The organism is Amycolatopsis sp. NPDC049253, from assembly GCF_040678995.1.
Classification (GTDB): Bacteria; Actinomycetota; Actinomycetes; order Mycobacteriales; family Pseudonocardiaceae; genus Amycolatopsis.
Window position 1 is genome coordinate 317,592 of sequence record NZ_JBFAQX010000002.1, and the last position, 16,163, is coordinate 333,754.

The following is a 16,163-nucleotide window of genomic DNA, read 5'->3' on the forward strand; positions in this document are numbered from 1 at the left end:
ACCGCATGCGACACCACATGACGATCGACCTCCCCTCGTTCCGCAACCTGGTCGTGGGCGGGGGTCGGCATCTGCTGGAGTCCACGCTCGTGCCTGCCGGTCTCTTCTACCTCCTCCTGACTCTGGTCAGCTTCGACAGTGGGGTCATCGCGGCGCTGTGCTGGTCGGTCGTCGTCATCGTGACGCGCGTGGTGATGCGCAAGCCCGTCCCCGCGGTCCTGTGGCTCACCTCCGCGCTGCTGATCGCCAGGACCGCATTGGGCCTGGCCACCGGCAGTGCGTTCCTGTATTTCCTGCAGCCGACCCTACAGAACTTCGTTATCGCCAGCCTGTTCCTCGTGTCCGCGCCGTTCAACAAACCGTTGCTCGCGCGGCTGGCCGGTGACTTCTGCTCGTTCCCGGACACGCTGTCTGGCCACCCCGGCATGCGGCGCTTCTTCCAGCGCGTGTCGGTGCTGTGGGCGCTGGTGTTCGCCGTGAACGGTTCCGTGACGCTGGTGATGCTCGCGAAGGCGACCGTCGGCAACTTCCTCATGGTCAGCACCGCGGGCTCGTACAGCCTGGTCGCGCTGGCGATCGTCGGCTCGCTGCTGTGGTTCCGGCGCTCCTTGCGCTCGGAGGGCATCGTGCTGCGGATGGCCTCGCGCAAGCCCGCGCTCACCGCCGTCTGATGCCCGCTCCCCGCGGCGGCACGGCGCTCGTCACCGGCGCTTCCTCGGGAATCGGCGAGGCCACCGCGCGGCTGCTCGCCGCGGCCGGCACCCACGTCCTGCTGCACGGCCGTGATCGCGCGCGCCTGACCGCGCTCGCCGCGGAAACCGGCGGCACCGCCCTCGAAGCCGATCTCGCGGACCCTGAAGCCGCGGGCAAGCTCGCCGAGCGCGCGCTGGCCGTCACCGGCCGCGTCGACACGCTCGTGAACAACGCGGGCCTCGGCTGGGCCGGGCCCCTTCCCGAGCTCTCCCTCGAGCTCCTCACGCGGCTGGTCACGGTGAACCTCACGGCGCCGCTCGAGCTCACCCGCGCGCTGCTGCCCGGCATGCTGGCGCGAGGCCACGGCCGGATCGTGTTCGTGACGTCGATCGCCGGGCGCACCGGCGTCGCGGGCGAAGCCGTGTACGCGGCCACCAAGTCCGGCCTCGACGCGTTCGCCGACAGCCTCCGCTTCGAGCTGCACGGCACCGGGGTGGACGTCGGCGTGGTCGTGCCCGGCGTGGTGCGCACCGCGTTCTTCGAGCGGCGCGGCCGGCCCTACACCCGCACGACCCCACGGCCGGTGTCCGCCCAGCGCGTGGCCGCCGCGGTCGTGCGCGCGACGCGCCGGCCGGGCGATTACTACGTGCCCCGCTGGCTGCGCGTGCCGGTCGCGCTGCGGGGCGCGGTGCCCGGCGCGTACCGCGCGCTCGCGACGCGGTTCGGCGCCGAAAGCTGACCGCTCTCCGCGCTGACCGAGCACGGAACCTCCCTCACACCGAGTCATGCGACCAAGCGTCTCCCTGCCCGTAGTCTGGCATCGGCGTCAATAAACTTAGCCCTGCTAACCATTCTGAGGGCAACCCTTATTCCGCGCGCGCCGTGTGGCACGGGGCACGTCATTCCGGATCCGGCCGGCCTCCCGGTGGTCCCCAGGCCAGGGCCAGCAGCAACGTCGCCCGGGCCTCCGGGTCGTCGAGCGCGGGCCCGAACAGCTCGTGCAGGCGGCCGAGCCGGTAGGACACCGTCTGCGGATGGATGTGCAGGTCCTCGGCCACGGCCTTGCGGTCGCCGAGGTGCAGCAGCCACGAGCGGAGCGTGGTCTGCAGGCGCTCGCGCGAGGAGTCGTTGAGATCGTCCAGCGGGGCCAGCGACCGCTTGCGCAGGACCTCCAGCAGCCGGTCGTCGCGGTGCACGATGATCGCGTCGAGGTGCTCGTCGGCGAACACGGGGTCGTCGGACAGCAGGCGGTCGCGGCGCAGCCGGGCCGTCACCTCGGCGATGCGCAGGCTCGCGGGCAGCCGGTCGACGGGCACGGTCGCGCCGACCACGGCGCCACCGCCGCGCAGCGCCCGGGCCAGCCACGCGCGCCGGCCCGGACCACCCGGGTCCGGCACGATCGTCACGAGCTGGCCCGGCCGGCGCAGCCGCAGGCAGGTGTCGTCGAGCCGCGCCACGAGCTCGCGGCCCAGCTGGTTCTCGTCCTCCACCAGCACCACCGCGGCCGAACGCGGCAGCCGCCACTCCGCCCGCAGCGCCGCGGCCTGCACCGCCGCTCCGTCGGCGCGGTCGGAGAGCAGCAGCTCGGTCAGCTCGTCGCGCAGCCGCTCGCGCATGCGCACCGCGTCGGACTGCTCCTGCAGGTAACCCTTGAGCGAAGACTCCGACAGCTGGTCCACCAGCGCGAACACCGTGGTGGCGAGCGAGGCGAACAGCTCCGCGGGCACCTCGAGGTCGAGCGCGGCCTCCGACACGTGGCGCCACGCGACGCGCGCGCCCACCCGGTAGGCCGAGAGCAGGCTCGTCACGCGCCGGCCCTGGCGGTACTGCGTCCGCCCGATCTCCTCGAACACCACTTGCTCGACGCCCGAGCCGAGCTCGGGCAGGTCCTCGTCCGGTTCTTCGGCGAGGTTGATGAGCCGGCGCACGAACCCGGCGCTGGCCGTCACGATCTCCGCCAGCTCTTCGGTCAGGAACGCAGCGTAGTCGGGGTGCTGCTCGACGAGCTGATCACGAACCTCGTTCAGAATGGCCGGAAGTCGCCTGGTCACGACAGTTTCCAGCTCACCCAGACGGGTTACCTGGTCTGATCCCATGTCCGCAGCTTGTCCTTCCGTAGCAGGTAGCAGGTCTACGGGGTCGGTCCGCCTTATCCTGACCCCACTTTGTCCGCTCGTGCCAAGTCGAAGCCAGCAAAATTCTTCTTCCGGTTGCAGAAGCCGCCCATAAGTGCGAGTCAGACTGTGTTCGATGAGATCGACTTCACCTGGCGGTCACGCAGCGGACACGGACGGTCTGCGGGAAAAGCGCGACGCGGAGAACTTCCCGGTCGCGCTCCGAGTGCTGCCCCGGCGGCTGCGGTCGGATCTGCAGGCCGTCTACGCCGTCGCGCGCACGATCGACGACCTCGGCGACGAGGCCGAGGGTGACCGCATCGCGCTGCTGAAAGCGTTCGGCGACGAGCTCTCGGCCGCCTTCGACGGCGCCGAACCCACCGATCCCGTGATCCGCGGCCTGGTGCCGGCGATGCGCGCGGGGCGGGTGGAGCTCGAACCGTTCCGCCGGCTGGTCGAGGCCAACTTGCAGGACCAGCACGTGACGCGGTACGCGACCTACGAGGACCTGCGCGCGTACTGCCGCCTCTCGGCCGACCCGGTGGGCCGGATCGTGCTGCGGCTGTTCGACGTGCACGACCCCGAGGCCGAGGAGCTCTCGGACCGCGTGTGCACCGCGCTGCAGCTGCTGGAGCACTGGCAGGACGTGGCCGAGGACCACGGCAACGGCCGGATCTACCTGCCGCAGGAGGATCTCGCGGCCTACGGGGTCAGCGAGGACGAGCTCGGTGCGGCGGGGGCGTCTCGCCGGCTGAGAGAGCTGATGCGTTTCGAGATCGACCGCGCCGCGGCCCTTCTGGGCAGCGGCGCTGGTCTGGTCGGGCTCTTGCCCGGCTGGGGCCGGCTGGCCGTGAGCGGGTTCGTGGCCGGCGGACTGGCGACCGTCGACGCGCTGAGGAAGACGAACGGAGACGTGCTCGCCACGCAGGCCAAGCCGGGCAAGGCGGATGTGCTGGCGTGGCTGGTGTGGCTGCAGGTGGGTGAGCCCAAAACGGGGAGGCGGTCGGGATGAGCACGGTCGAAGAGGCGTACGAGCACTGCGCGCTGGTCACCAAGGAGCAGGCGCGCAACTTCTACTACGGGATCCGGCTGCTGCCGCCCGACAAGCGCTCGGCGCTGTGCGCGGTCTACGCGCTGGCCCGCATCGTCGACGACATCGGCGACGGCGACCTCGCACCCGAGGCGAAGCTGCAGGGCCTGGCCGACATCCGCAAGTCGCTCGGCGACCTGTCCGCGAGCACCGACCCGGTGTACGTCGCGGTCGCCGACGCGGCCCGGCGCTACCCGATCCCGCTCGGCGCGTTCGAGGAGCTGCTCGACGGCGTGGAGATGGACGTGACCGGCCGCGAGTACGTGCGGTTCGAGGACCTCGTGGAGTACTGCCGCTGCGTCGCCGGTTCGGTCGGGCGGCTGTGCCTCGGCGTGTTCGGCAGCAAGCCCGAACCCGAGGCGCCGACGTATGCCGACGAGCTCGGGATCGCGTTGCAGCAGACCAACATTTTGCGCGACATCCGCGAAGACCTCCTCAACGGGCGTGTGTACCTGCCCAAAGAGGACCTCGACAGGTTCGGGGTGGAGCTCAAGGTCGGCGAGGACGGCCGGCTGGCCGACGACGGCGGCGGGCTGACCGCGCTGGTCCACTTCAGCGCCGCGCGCGCCCGCGACTGGTACGCCCGCGGTCTGAAACTCGTGCCCTCGCTCGACCGCCGCAGCGCCGCGTGCTGCACGGCGATGTCCGGGATCTACCGCACGCTGCTCGACCGCATCGACGAGCAGCCCTCGCTGGTGTTCGACCGCCGGCTTTCCTTGTCCGGCCGGGAAAAGGCGGTGGTCGCGGTTCGGGCGCTCACGGGGATCGGCCGATGACCTCCGAGGTCGCGGTCGTCGGCGGCGGGCTCGCGGGCATCGCCACCGCGCTGCGCTGCGCCGACGCCGGGCGCCCGGTGACGCTGTTCGAGGCCCGGCCGCACCTGGGCGGGCTCACGCACTCGTTCACGCGCGGCGAGCTGCACGTGGACAACGGCCAGCACGTGTTTCTCCGCTGCTGCACCGCCTACCTCGCGCTGCTGGACCGCCTCGGCGTCGCCGACCGCGTGATGCTGCAGCCGCGCCTGGAGATCCCGATCCGCACGCCGGGCTCGACGGAGTCGACGTGGCTGCGCCGCGGCGACCTGCCCGCGCCGCTGCACCTGGCCGCTTCCCTGCTGCGTTACGACCCGCTGCGCCCGCTCGACCGCGCGCGCTTCGCGTTGGCAGCACTGGCGTTGCGCCGCGTGGACCCGACCGACGACCGCACGGATCGGCAGTCGTTCGGCGAATGGCTGCGCCGCCACGGGCAGAGCGCGGCGGCAATCGAGGCGCTGTGGGACCTCGTGGGCGTCGCGACGCTCAACGCGACGGCCGACGAAGCGTCGCTTTCCCTTGCTGCCACGGTGTTCCAGGAGGGCCTGCTCACCGATCCGGCCGCGGCCGACATCGGCTGGTCGCTCGTGCCGTTGCGCGAGCTGCACGGCGACGCGGCGCTCGACGCGCTGACCACGGCCGGTGCCGACGTGCGGACCGGCACGAAGGTGCGCGGCATCGAAGAGACGGCCGGCGGCTGGCGCGTGCGCACCGACGACGGCGAGGCCACGTTCGGCCAGGTCGTGCTCGCCGCTCCCCCGCCCGTCACGGAGAAACTCGCGCCGCCCGGGGCGATCCGGCTGCCGCCCGGCTGGTCGGGCGGGCTGGGCAGCTCGCCGATCGTGAACGTCCACGTGGTGCTCGACCGGCGCGTGCTGGACGAGCCGTTCGTCGCCGGCGTGCGCACGCCGGTGCAGTGGGTCTTCGACCGCACGCGCCAGTCGCGCCTCGAGTCGGGGCAGTACCTGGCGATGTCGCTGTCGGCCGCCGACGACCTGATCGACCTGCCGACCGCGACGTTGCGCGAGCGCCTGCTGCCGGAGCTCACCGGGCTGCTGCCCGAAGCCCGCGACGCGCAGGTGCTGGATTTCTTCGTGACCCGGGAACGGCACGCGACGTTCCGGCCCGGCCCGGGCACGGCGTCGCTGCGCCCGGGCGCGGAGACGTCCGCGGCCGGGCTCTACCTGGCCGGGGCGTGGACCGCCACCGGCTGGCCCGCGACGATGGAGGGCGCTGCCCGCAGCGGTGCGGCCGCGGCGACCACCCTCCTCGAGAAGAACGTGCACGAGGAGAAGGAGGGAGTCGGAGCATGACCGCCACCATGCGATCCGCCGCCGAGGCGGCCCCTGCCGTGCCGGGAACACTCGGCCGCACCCGTGACGCCGTGCAGCCGGCGCTGCGCGAGGCCGTCGACCGGCTGGACGAGACCAGCCGCGCCATCAGCGCGTACCACCTCGGCTGGACCGACGCCGACGGCACGCCGGTGAGCGGCAACGGCGGCAAGGCCGTGCGGCCCGCGCTCGCCGTGCTCTCGGCACTGGCCGCCGGCGCGCCCGCCGGGACCGGGGTGCCCGGAGCCGTCGCGGTCGAACTGGTGCACAACTTCTCACTCGTTCACGACGACCTCATGGACGGCGACACCGAACGCCGCCACCGCGCCACCGTGTGGGCGCTGTGGGGCGCGCCTGCCGCCATCCTCACCGGCGACGCGATGCTCGCGCTCGCCCAGGAAGTGCTGCTGGACAGCGGTTCCCCGCACGCGATCCCCGCCGCACGGCTGCTGTCGGAGACCACCCGCCGGCTCATTCACGGCCAGGTGCTCGACGTCCAGTTCGAACAGCGCGACGACGTGACACTGCCCGAGTGCGTCACCATGGCCGGCGGCAAGACCGGCGCGCTGCTGTCCTGCAGCGCCGCGATCGGCGCCGTGCTCGCCGGCGCGCCCGCCGAGACCGTCGACGCCCTCGCGGTGTTCGGCGAAGAAGTGGGGCTCGCGTTCCAGCTCGTGGACGACGTCCTCGGCATCTGGGGCGACGCCGCCGTGACCGGCAAGCCCGTGTACTCCGACCTGCGGGCGCGCAAGAAGTCGCTGCCCGTCACCTACGCGATCACCCACGGCGGCGCGAAAGGCCGCGAGCTCGCGCAGTGGCTCGCGGGAGAGGAAACCGGCAGCGCGGCCGACGAGGCCGAGCTGGCGCGCGTCGCCGAGCTCGTGGAGTCGGCCGGCGGCCGCGAGTGGGCCACGACCGAGGCCGCGCGCCGCGTCGAGACGGCCGAGCGCGCGCTGTCGGCGATCCCCGCCGGGCCGCGCGAAGAGCTCATCGGAATCGCCCGCTTCATCGTGCACAGGGAGGCGTGAATGACGCAGACCGTCCCCGGGACGTCCACTTCGGACACCCCGCGTGAACGCTCGCGTACTCCGGAAGAAACCCTCACCGCCGCCGTCGGGTTCCTGCGCGGCGAGCAGGACCCGTCGGGCTGGTGGAAGGGCGAGCTCGCTACCAACGTCACGATGGACGCCGAAGACCTGCTGCTGCGCCAGTTCCTCGGCATCCTCACCGAGCAGCAGAAGACCGAGTCGGCGCGGTGGATCCGTTCGCAGCAGCGCGACGACGGTACCTGGGCCACCTTCCCCGGCGGCCCGGCGGACCTGTCGACCACGGTGGAGGCGTGGGTCGCCCTGCGGCTGGCGGGTGACCCGGCCGACGCGCCGTGGCTGGTCGAGGCGGCCGGCTGGATCCGCGCGAACGGCGGCCTGGAAAGCACCCGCGTGTTCACGCGGATCTGGCTCGCGATGTTCGGCCAGTGGTCGTGGGACGAGCTGCCGAACCTCCCACCGGAGCTGATCTTCCTCCCGTCGTGGTTTCCGCTCAACGTCTACGACTTCGCGTGCTGGGCGCGCCAGACCATCGTGCCGCTCACGATCGTCGGCACGCTGCGGCCGCAGCGGCGGCTGCCCTTCGACGTCGCCGAGCTGCGCGTCGGCAAGAGCCCGAAGAAGTCCGCGGCGCCGTGGACGTGGGACGGGGTGTTCCAGAACCTCGACACCGCACTGCACACGTACGCGAAACTGCCGTTCAACCCGGTGCGCAAGGTCGCGATGCGCCAGGCCGCCGAGTGGATCCTCGCGCGTCAGGAGTCCGACGGTTCGTGGGGCGGCATCCAGCCGCCGTGGGTGTATTCGATCCTCGCGCTGCACCTGCTCGGCTACCCGCTCGACCACCCCGCGCTCAAGGCCGGTCTCGAAGGGCTCGAAGGCTTCACCATCCGCGAGGAGACCGAGCAGGGCTGGGTGCGCCGGCTCGAAGCGTGCCAGTCGCCGGTGTGGGACACCGCGCTCGCGATGACCGCGCTGCTCGACGCCGGCGTCTCCCCCGGCGACGAAACCTTGGTGCGCGCGACGGAGTGGATGCTGGGCGAGGAGATCACCGTGCCGGGCGACTGGATGGTCCGCCGCCCGACGGTGGCGCCGGGCGGGTTCGCGTTCGAGTTCGCCAACGACGGCTACCCCGACACCGACGACACCGCCGAGGTCGTGCTGGCGCTGCGGCGCATGGGCCGGCCCGACCACCTGCGCATCCGCGGGGCGATCGACCGCAGCGTGAAGTGGCTCGAGGGCATGCAGTCCAGCGACGGCGGCTGGGGCGCGTTCGACGCGGACAACACGCAGGTGCTCGCGACGAAGCTGCCGTTCTGTGACTTCGGCGCCGTGATCGACCCGCCGTCGGCCGACGTCACCGCGCACGTCGTGGAGATGCTGGCGGCCGAGGGCAAGGCGGACACGATCGAGTGCCGCCGCGGCGTGAAGTGGCTGCTGGACAACCAGGAAGCCGACGGTTCGTGGTTCGGCCGGTGGGGTGCGAACTACGTCTACGGCACGGGCGCGGTCGTGCCCGCGCTGGTCCTCGCCGGCGTGCCCGCGTCCGACATCCGGATCCGCCGCGCCGTGCGGTACCTGACCGAGCACCAGAACCCCGACGGCGGCTGGGGCGAGGACCTGCGCTCCTACGACGACCCGGGGAAGTGGTCGGGCCGCGGCGAGTCGACGCCGTCGCAGACCGCGTGGTCGCTGCTCGCGCTGCTCGCCGCCGGCGAGCGGGACTCGGCCGCGACGACCGAGGGCGTGGCCTGGCTGTGCGGGCAGCAGCGCGAAGACGGCGGCTGGGACGAGGACTTCCACACCGGCACCGGCTTCCCCGGCGACTTCTACCTGTCCTACCACCTCTACCGCGTGGTGTTCCCGCTGTCGGCGCTCGGCCGGTACGTGCGGAGCGGCTCGTGAGACCGGCCGTGCTGTGCGTGCCGCTGCGGATCGAGCGAGCGGCGTTGCGCTCGGCCGGCCTGCCGGTGGTGCGCACGGGTCTGGGCCCTCGGCGGGCGGCGGCCACCGCGGCCCGGCTGCCCGAGGGACCTCGCCTCGTCGCCGGGGTCGGCGGCGGGCTGGCCTCCCACGTGCGGCCGGGCGATCTGGTGGTGGCCGACGAGGTGCGCGGGCCCGACGGGGTGGTCGCGGTGCCGACCGCCGCGCTGCTGGCCGGCGCGTTGCGGCGGCTCGGGTTGACCGTTCACCTCGGACCGGTCCTCGGCGTCGACCACGTGGTGGGGGAACGGGAACGCGGCGAGCTCGCCTCTTCGGGGGCGCTGGCGGTCGACATGGAGTCACACCGGCTGGCCGCTCCCGGGCAGCCGTTCGCCGTCGTACGGTCCATAGTGGACACCGTCGGCGCGCCGCTGGCCCGGCCCAGCACGGTTTTCCACGGCCTGGCCGGGCTGCGCAGCCTCCGTGCGGCCGTGCCCGCGCTGACGGCGTGGGCAGCGGCGACCGCGCCGCGGCAGCTGCTGATGGCGAGCCCCCGGTCGTTCTGCGCCGGCGTGGAGCGGGCGATCGACATCGTGGACCGGGCGCTGGCCAAGCACGGCGCGCCGGTGTACGTGCGGCGCCAGATCGTGCACAACACCCACGTGGTGCGGCAACTGCAGGAGCGCGGCGCGGTGTTCGTCGACGAGGTCGGGGAAGTGCCGGAGGGCGCGACGCTCGTGTTCGCCGCGCACGGCGTGACCCCGGCAGTGCGGCGCGACGCGGCGGAGCGCGGCCTGTCGGTGATCGACGCGACGTGCCCGCTCGTGACGAAGGTGCACAACGAGGTGCGCCGCTACAGCGGGCGCGGCGACACGGTGTTCCTCATCGGGCACGCCGAGCACGAAGAAGTGGAAGGGACCGTCGGGGAGGCTCCCGGTTCGGTCGTGGTGGTGGAGGACGTCGCGGCGGCCCGGACCGTGACCGCCACCGGCGGGGTCGCGTACACCATGCAGACCACGCTGGCGCTCGACGAGGCCGAGGAGATCGCGACCGTGCTGCGCGAGCGGTTCCCCGGGTTGTCCGCGCCCCGCAAGGACGACATCTGCTACGCCACCACCAACCGGCAGCGGGCGCTGCGGGCGATCGCGCGCGAGGTCGACCTCGTGCTGGTGGTGGGTTCGGCCAACTCGTCCAACTCGCGCCGGCTCGTGGAAGTCGCGGAGCGCGAGGGCACGCCGGCCGTGCTGGTCGACGGAGTTTCGGACATCGACCTGCGCCGCCTGGCGGGCGCGGGCCGGATCGGCCTCACCGCGGGCGCTTCTGCGCCGCCGCACCTCGTGGACGAGGTCGTGGCGGGCCTGGGCGGACTCGGGCCGGTCACCGTCGCCGAAAGCCGGCTGACGGACGAAGAAATCACTTTCACCCTACCTCGGGAGGTGCTCTGAGCCATGGCCATGCCGTTGCGTCAGTCCGTGCGACTGGGCGGTTATCTGATGAAGCAGAAGCTGCTGCGCAAGGAAAAGTTCCCGCTGCTGGTCGAGCTTGAGCCACTGTTCGCCTGCAACCTCAAGTGCGCCGGCTGCGGCAAGATCGCGCAACCGCACACCCTGCTCAAGCAGCGTATGCCGGTGGAGCAGGCCGTGGGCGCCATCGAGGAGAGCGGCGCTCCGATGGTGTCCATCGCGGGCGGCGAGCCCCTGATGCACCCGAAGATCGACGAGATCGTGCGGCAGCTGCTCGACCGCCGCAAGATCGTGTTCCTCTGCACCAACGCGCTGCTGCTGCACAAGCACATCCACAAGTTCAAGCCCCACCACAACTTCGCGTGGATGGTGCACATCGACGGCCTCGAAGAGCGCCACGACGCGTCGGTGCGCAAGGAGGGCGGGTTCGCCGCGGCCGTCGAGGCGATCAAGCTCGCCAAGGAAAAGGGCTTCCGCGTGATGACCAACACGACGTTCTTCGACGGGGACACCGCCGAAGACGTGGTCGACGTGCTCAACTACCTCAACGACCTGGGCGTCGACAACATGCAGATCTCGCCCGCGTATGCCTACGAGAAGGCACCGGACCAGGAACACTGGCTCGGCGTGCAGCAGACGCGCGAGCTCTTCTCGAAGGCCTTCGGCGGCGGCAACCGCAAACGCTGGCGCCTCAACCACTCGCCCGTGTTCCTCGACTTCCTCGAAGGCAAACGCGACCTGGAGTGCACCCCGTGGGGCATCCCGTCCTACTCGCTGCTCGGCTGGCAGCGCCCGTGCTACCTCCTCGACGACGGCTACGCCAAGACCTACAAGGAACTCATCGAGGACACCGACTGGGACGCCTTCGGCCGCGGCAAGGACCCGCGCTGCGACAACTGCATGGCCCACTGCGGCTACGAGCCGACCGCGGTGATCGCCACGCTGGGCTCCCTGAAGGAGTCGGTGCGGGCGGCTGTGGGGCACTGAGGTTTTGCCGCAAGGGAAAGCCGCAGGTCTTTCGGGACTTGCGGCTTTCTTCTTGCGTCGGTGGAGATGTCGGCCTTCACCCGCCGAAGGTGAAGAGCACCTTGCCCCGCCGGCCAGGTGTCAGGGAGTGGGCGAAGGCTTCCTCGTAGCCCGCCAGCCGATACGTCGCCTCGACCGGCGCGGTCAGCTCGCCGGTGGCCACCAGGTCGGCGAGGTCGCCGTACAAGGTGGTCACCTCGTCGGCCGACGCGGTGCGGAGCCAGTTCATCAGCCAGAAGCCCGTGAGGGTGATGCCGCGGAAGACGAGGTCGGCCGGGGACACGCGGGGGGCGCCTTCGGGGAAGGCGTAGGTGACGATGGTGCCGCCGTCTTCGAGGGCGCGGGTGAGGTCCTTGATGACCGGGCCACCGGTGGCGTCGAGGATCAGGGACAGCCGCTCGCCGGCGAGGGCGGATTTGAGGGAGGCGCGCAGGTTGTCGTCGGAGACCACGGCCTGGTCGCCGCCCGCGGAGAGGACCTCGGCGGCGGCTTCGGGGCGGCGGACGACGTTCAGGGTGCGCAGGCCGGCGCGCCGGGCCAGGGTGATGAGGTAGCGGCCCATGGCGGAGTTCGCGGCGGTCTGCGCGATCCACGAGCCCGGTTCGAGCCGGCCGTGCAGGCGGAGCAGCTGGTAGGCCGTGGCGGGGTTGACGGCGAGCATCGACAGCTGGAGCACGTCGGCGTCCTCGCGGACCGGCAGCACGTTGCGCCGCGGGAGCACCACTTCGTCGGCCCACAGGCCCTGTTCCATGGTCGGCAGGATGAGCACCCGCTTGCCCACCAGTTCGGCATCACCCGCCACGACCCGGCCCACGCCCTCCGCGCCGAGGGGTGCGGGCAGCGCCGGGCGGACGCCGTAGAGGCCGCGCATCAGCAGGAAGTCGGCGGGGTTGAGCGGGGCGGCGAGCATCTCGACCACGACGTCGTCCGGCCCGGGCGCCGGAGCCGGGGTGTCGTCGAGGCGGACGGAGGTGACGGGGTCGCCGAACTCGGTCAACAGCAGACGGGCCATCGGAGAAGTCCTTTCGGAAAAGTCGGCAGCAACGGATCAGTGCGAGCCCTCGGGCGTCGAGGCGCCGGGCGCGGCACCGCTCTCGGAGCCGGCCGGCTCGCCCGCAGAAACCGCAAGACTCGGCGCGGCCCCACCCCCGACCAGGCCCGCCAGGACCAACGCCGACCCCAGCGGGCGGTGGTTCACCACGATCTCGTCGATCTCACCGCGCTCGTCGAAGTGGAACGTGCCGGTGCCGAAGATGGTGTGGCCGCGGACCTGGGCCGTGTACTCCTCCACGTGCCGGTCCCCGGCGTCGAGACGGTAGCGGACCGTCATGCCCGAGTAGCACGCCCCCACGGCGCGGACCTGCGTCTTCACCTCTTCGGGGCCGCGGAGCACGCTCTCGAGGATGGTGCCGGCGAGGCGGACGTCGGGTGACAGGCGGGAGAAGAACCAGGGATCAGCCACCCCCGAAGGTTATGACAACCGTCATAATTGTCAAGCGCGGGAGACACACCCGACCGAAGTACGGCTCTATCGGGCCAGCAGATCGTGCAGCGCCGCGCCGACGACGGCCGCGCCGGAGTGGGTCATGATCGTGGCCGCGTGGTCGGCGCCGGTGATGCGCCGGGGACGGCGCAGGGAAGGCAGGGCGGCGCGGAAACCGGCCAGGGCTTCGTCGCTGTACGCGGGCGGCGTGCCCGATCCCGAGCTCCACTCCGCGCACACCAGCTCGGTCGGCACGGTGATCTCCCGCCAGCGCGACTCGCCGAAGAACACGTCGGTCGCGTCGGCCAGTACGGCCTCGCGGCTGAGGTACACGCGGCCCTCGGACAGGTCGTGGCCGAGGCAGTCGCGCAGGAGCGGGTCGACGGCGTCGAGCAACGGGTTGGTGCGGGTGAAATAGGCCAGGTACTCGTCGAGGTTCGCCCAGCGCCGCGACACCCGCTCCAGCTGAGGCGCGAACGCGGCGGGCACCGTCTCGGGCGTGAGACCCGGCGGCGCGGCCATGGGGAGCCCGCCGTCGACCAGCACGAGCCCGCGCACGCGGTCCGGCCAGCGCGTGGCCAGCTCCACCGCGACGAACCCGCCCATCGACATCCCGCACACGTCGACGACCGGGTGCCCCAGCGCGTCGAGCACCCGCACCAGGTCCGAAGCGTGCTGCCGCAACGAAGACGGGCCGGCGACCGCGAAGCTGCCCGCGCGCCCGCGCAGGTCCGGCATGACCAGCGAAAGGTCCGGCGCTTCGGCCCGCAGCCAGTTCCACAGCCGGCGGTTGCTCGTCACCCCGTGGACGGCGAGCACCGGCGCCGAGGCCGCGGCCACCACCTCCACGGCCAGCGCGCCGCCCTCGACCGGCACCGACACCGTCCTCGCGTCACCCACCATGAGGACACCGTAACGACCGAGGACCACTGTGGACAGTCACGGCCCGATCGGCTCCCACTCGCGGTGGTGGTCCGACCACCACCGCGCGATGTCGAGCCGCCGCAGGAAGCGGACACCCGGCTGCTCCGTGGCGTACCGGACGAAATCGCGCACGGCCGCCGCGCGCCCCGCCTGACCACTCCACCGCGGGTGCAGCCCCACGGTCATCATCCGCGCCCCGAAGCCGTCGTCGGCCTCCTCGCACAGGTAGTCGAGCGCGAGCCGCAGGCTCTCGAAGAACTGCGCCGGCGAGCCGTAGGTCGGGCTCAGCAGGTAGCGCGTGTCGTTGTACACCTTGGAGTAGGGCACGATCAACAGCCCGCGCTCCGAAAAGTACGGCAGCTCGTCGTTGCACGGATCCGAATCGTAGAGAAACCCGCCCTCCTCCACGAGCAGGTCGAGCGTGTGCTCACTCGGGAACGACCGCACGTACCACCCGCGCGGCCGCTGCCCCGTCGTCCGCTCCAGCGACTCGATGGCGCGGTGCAGGTGGTCGCGTTCCTCGTCGACGGACATGCGCGCGTAGTCGAGCCAGCGGTAGCCGTGGCCGATCACGTCGTGGCCGCGTTCGCGGATCCACTCCGCGACGGCCGGGTTGCGCTCCAGCGCCACCGCGCACGCGCCGACGCTCACCGGCACCGAGTACCGGTCGAAGATCCGCGCCAGCCGCCAGATGCCGACCCGGCTGCCGAACTCGTAGTGCGTCTCGGTGCCGAGGTCACGCACCTCGGGCCCCACCTCGGACGCGTATTCGCCCCAGCTGTCGTTGCGGCCGTCGCCGTCGGGGATCGAGTACTCGGCCCCCTCCTCGTAGTTGACGACGACGTTCACCACGACCTTGGCGTCGCCGGGCCAGCGCACGCGTGGCGGGTACCGGCCGTAGCCGACGAAGTCACGCGGCGACGCGGTGGCCGGTTCACGGGGTTCGGGCACGAATCCAGCGTGGCACGGCCGCCGCGTCCCGGCAGGGTCAGTGCTTCGCAGCCGGCAGGCCCACCGGCGTGATCGTGGGCGGCACGGCGAGACGCTCGTCGCCGCGCAGCTCGATCTGCCGGCACACCTGGCCCTGGAGATGCGCCTCGTGGTCCTCCTCCGTCTCGACCGCGTCGAAGATCCGGACCGACGACGGCCCGAGGCGGAAGCCGAACCACGCCAGAGTGCCCGGTTCGGCGTCCACAAGGGACTTCCCGTCGGTCAGCCGCACCCGGCACCGGGTTCGTCACGACGCGGCCGGAGCGGCGCGAAAGGTGGCCCGGTAGCTGCCCGCCGTGGTGCCGACCTGGCGTTCGAAGTGGCGACGCAGCGTCTCCGCGGACCCGAACCCCACCATCGACGCGATCTCCGCGATCCGGTGGTCCGTCGTCTCCAGCAGCACCTTGGCGGCCGCCACGCGCTCGCGGTTGATCCAGTCGAACACCGTCATCCCCGTCGCCCGGCGGAACTTCCGCACCAGGCTCCGCTCGCTCAGGTGCACCTGCGCCGCCAGCCCGGCCAGCGTCAGCGGCTCGTGCAGGTGCTCCCGCAGCCACGCCAGGAACGGCGCGAGCGCCGGCTCCTCCGAGATCCGGATCGAGTCCTTCACGAACTGCGCCTGCCCGCCCGGACGCCGCGGCGCCGTCACCAGCAGCCGGCCGACGTCGCCGGCATAGGCCTGGCCCAGGTCCTCGGCCAGCAGGTGCAACGCCAAGTCGATCGCCGAGAAGATCCCGCCCGACGTGTGCACCGGGCCGTCGTCCACGTACAGGCACCCCGGCTCCAGCTCGACCTGCGGGAACTCCCGGCGGAACTCCTCGGTGAACAGCCAGTGCGTGGTGGCCCGGCGTCCGTCCAGCAGCCCGGCCCGCGCCAGCAGGAACGCGCCTCCGCAGAAGGACACCATGCGCGCGCCCGCCGCCGCGGCGGCCCGCAACGCCTGCACCACGGACCGCGGCCGCTCAGCCAGCGGATCCTCGACCCCCGGCACCATCACCGTGTCGGCCGTCAGCAGTGTCTCCAGCGGCGCGAGCTCCCCGAAGTCCACGCCCGAAGGCAACACCTGGCGAGGCTCCTCGCCGCAGAGCACCACCTCGTACGCGCTGCCGGCCTCGCCGGTCAGCTCGGCGATCGCTGCCATCCGCGGGCCGAACACCTGGTGCACCACCGTGACCTCCAGCGCCACGGAATCGGGCACCACCAGCACCGCGATCACGTGCTTGGCGCGGCCGCGCGAGGTGACGGGCGTCTTCGCGGGGTGCATCACT

General features: G+C 72.1%; 16 protein-coding genes. 9 read left to right on the forward strand and 7 right to left on the reverse strand.

Annotated elements, in window-relative coordinates; genetic code table 11:
• Positions 1–17: 17 nt before the first annotated feature.
• Together AB0K15_RS05760 and AB0K15_RS05765 are read left to right on the forward strand one after the other, a co-directional pair.
• Positions 18–671: a VC0807 family protein gene (locus AB0K15_RS05760; RefSeq protein WP_364045981.1), complete on the forward strand. Its 654-nt coding sequence runs from the start codon at positions 18–20 to the stop codon at positions 669–671.
• Positions 671–1,432: an SDR family NAD(P)-dependent oxidoreductase gene (locus AB0K15_RS05765; protein WP_364045983.1), complete on the forward strand. Its 762-nt coding sequence runs from the start codon at positions 671–673 to the stop codon at positions 1,430–1,432. The genes AB0K15_RS05760 and AB0K15_RS05765 overlap by 1 nt, the downstream gene beginning before the upstream one ends.
• 160 nt (positions 1,433–1,592) lie before the next feature.
• On the opposite strand, the gene AB0K15_RS05770 is transcribed toward AB0K15_RS05765, so the two are convergent.
• Positions 1,593–2,744, reverse strand: a complete 1,152-nt coding sequence (locus AB0K15_RS05770; protein WP_364045985.1) for a helix-turn-helix domain-containing protein — start codon at positions 2,742–2,744, stop codon at positions 1,593–1,595.
• Positions 2,745–2,943: 199 nt separating this feature from the next.
• Between AB0K15_RS05770 and hpnC the strand changes: the two genes are divergently transcribed.
• Genes hpnC through hpnH form a run of 7 tightly spaced genes read left to right on the forward strand, consistent with a single transcriptional unit; the run spans position 2,944 to position 11,459 of the window.
• Positions 2,944–3,819: a squalene synthase HpnC gene (gene hpnC / locus AB0K15_RS05775; RefSeq protein ID WP_364045987.1), complete on the forward strand. Its 876-nt coding sequence runs from the start codon at positions 2,944–2,946 to the stop codon at positions 3,817–3,819.
• Positions 3,816–4,673: a presqualene diphosphate synthase HpnD gene (gene hpnD, locus AB0K15_RS05780; protein ID WP_364045989.1), complete on the forward strand. Its 858-nt coding sequence runs from the start codon at positions 3,816–3,818 to the stop codon at positions 4,671–4,673. Before hpnC ends, hpnD begins: the two co-directional genes overlap by 4 nt.
• Entirely contained in the window at positions 4,670–6,022 is a 1,353-nt protein-coding gene (gene hpnE, locus AB0K15_RS05785; protein ID WP_364045991.1) for a hydroxysqualene dehydroxylase HpnE, read from the forward strand. The genes hpnD and hpnE overlap by 4 nt, the downstream gene beginning before the upstream one ends.
• Positions 6,019–7,068 (forward strand): polyprenyl synthetase family protein, encoded by a 1,050-nt coding sequence (locus AB0K15_RS05790; protein ID WP_364045993.1) that lies wholly within the window; start codon positions 6,019–6,021, stop codon positions 7,066–7,068. Before hpnE ends, AB0K15_RS05790 begins: the two co-directional genes overlap by 4 nt.
• A complete protein-coding gene (gene shc, locus AB0K15_RS05795; RefSeq protein ID WP_364045995.1) occupies positions 7,069–8,991 on the forward strand; it encodes a squalene--hopene cyclase in 1,923 nt (640 codons plus the stop codon).
• Positions 8,988–10,454: a 4-hydroxy-3-methylbut-2-enyl diphosphate reductase gene (ispH, locus tag AB0K15_RS05800; RefSeq protein WP_364045997.1), complete on the forward strand. Its 1,467-nt coding sequence runs from the start codon at positions 8,988–8,990 to the stop codon at positions 10,452–10,454. Before shc ends, ispH begins: the two co-directional genes overlap by 4 nt.
• A gap of 3 nt (positions 10,455–10,457) precedes the next feature.
• Positions 10,458–11,459 (forward strand): adenosyl-hopene transferase HpnH, encoded by a 1,002-nt coding sequence (hpnH, locus tag AB0K15_RS05805; RefSeq protein ID WP_364045999.1) that lies wholly within the window; start codon positions 10,458–10,460, stop codon positions 11,457–11,459.
• A 76-nt stretch (positions 11,460–11,535) separates the two neighbouring features.
• On the opposite strand, the gene AB0K15_RS05810 is transcribed toward hpnH, so the two are convergent.
• The 6 genes from AB0K15_RS05810 to AB0K15_RS05835 all read right to left on the reverse strand — a co-directional run bounded on the left by AB0K15_RS05810 (position 11,536) and on the right by AB0K15_RS05835 (position 16,159).
• Positions 11,536–12,510, reverse strand: a complete 975-nt coding sequence (locus tag AB0K15_RS05810; RefSeq protein ID WP_364046001.1) for a zinc-dependent alcohol dehydrogenase family protein — start codon at positions 12,508–12,510, stop codon at positions 11,536–11,538.
• A gap of 36 nt (positions 12,511–12,546) precedes the next feature.
• Entirely contained in the window at positions 12,547–12,960 is a 414-nt protein-coding gene (locus tag AB0K15_RS05815; protein ID WP_364046003.1) for a hypothetical protein, read from the reverse strand.
• A gap of 66 nt (positions 12,961–13,026) precedes the next feature.
• Positions 13,027–13,884 carry an alpha/beta hydrolase gene (locus tag AB0K15_RS05820; RefSeq protein WP_364046005.1) on the reverse strand — a complete coding sequence of 286 codons (858 nt, stop codon included), beginning with the start codon at positions 13,882–13,884 and terminating at the stop codon, positions 13,027–13,029.
• Positions 13,885–13,920: 36 nt separating this feature from the next.
• Entirely contained in the window at positions 13,921–14,856 is a 936-nt protein-coding gene (locus tag AB0K15_RS05825; RefSeq protein ID WP_364046007.1) for a polysaccharide deacetylase family protein, read from the reverse strand.
• Positions 14,857–14,893: 37 nt separating this feature from the next.
• The gene (locus tag AB0K15_RS05830; protein WP_364046009.1) at positions 14,894–15,127 is read right to left on the reverse strand and encodes an antibiotic biosynthesis monooxygenase; all 234 of its coding nucleotides are present in this window, start codon (positions 15,125–15,127) and stop codon (positions 14,894–14,896) included.
• A 15-nt stretch (positions 15,128–15,142) separates the two neighbouring features.
• Positions 15,143–16,159: a helix-turn-helix domain-containing protein gene (locus tag AB0K15_RS05835; protein ID WP_364046011.1), complete on the reverse strand. Its 1,017-nt coding sequence runs from the start codon at positions 16,157–16,159 to the stop codon at positions 15,143–15,145.
• Between the last annotated feature and the right edge of the window lie 4 nt (positions 16,160–16,163).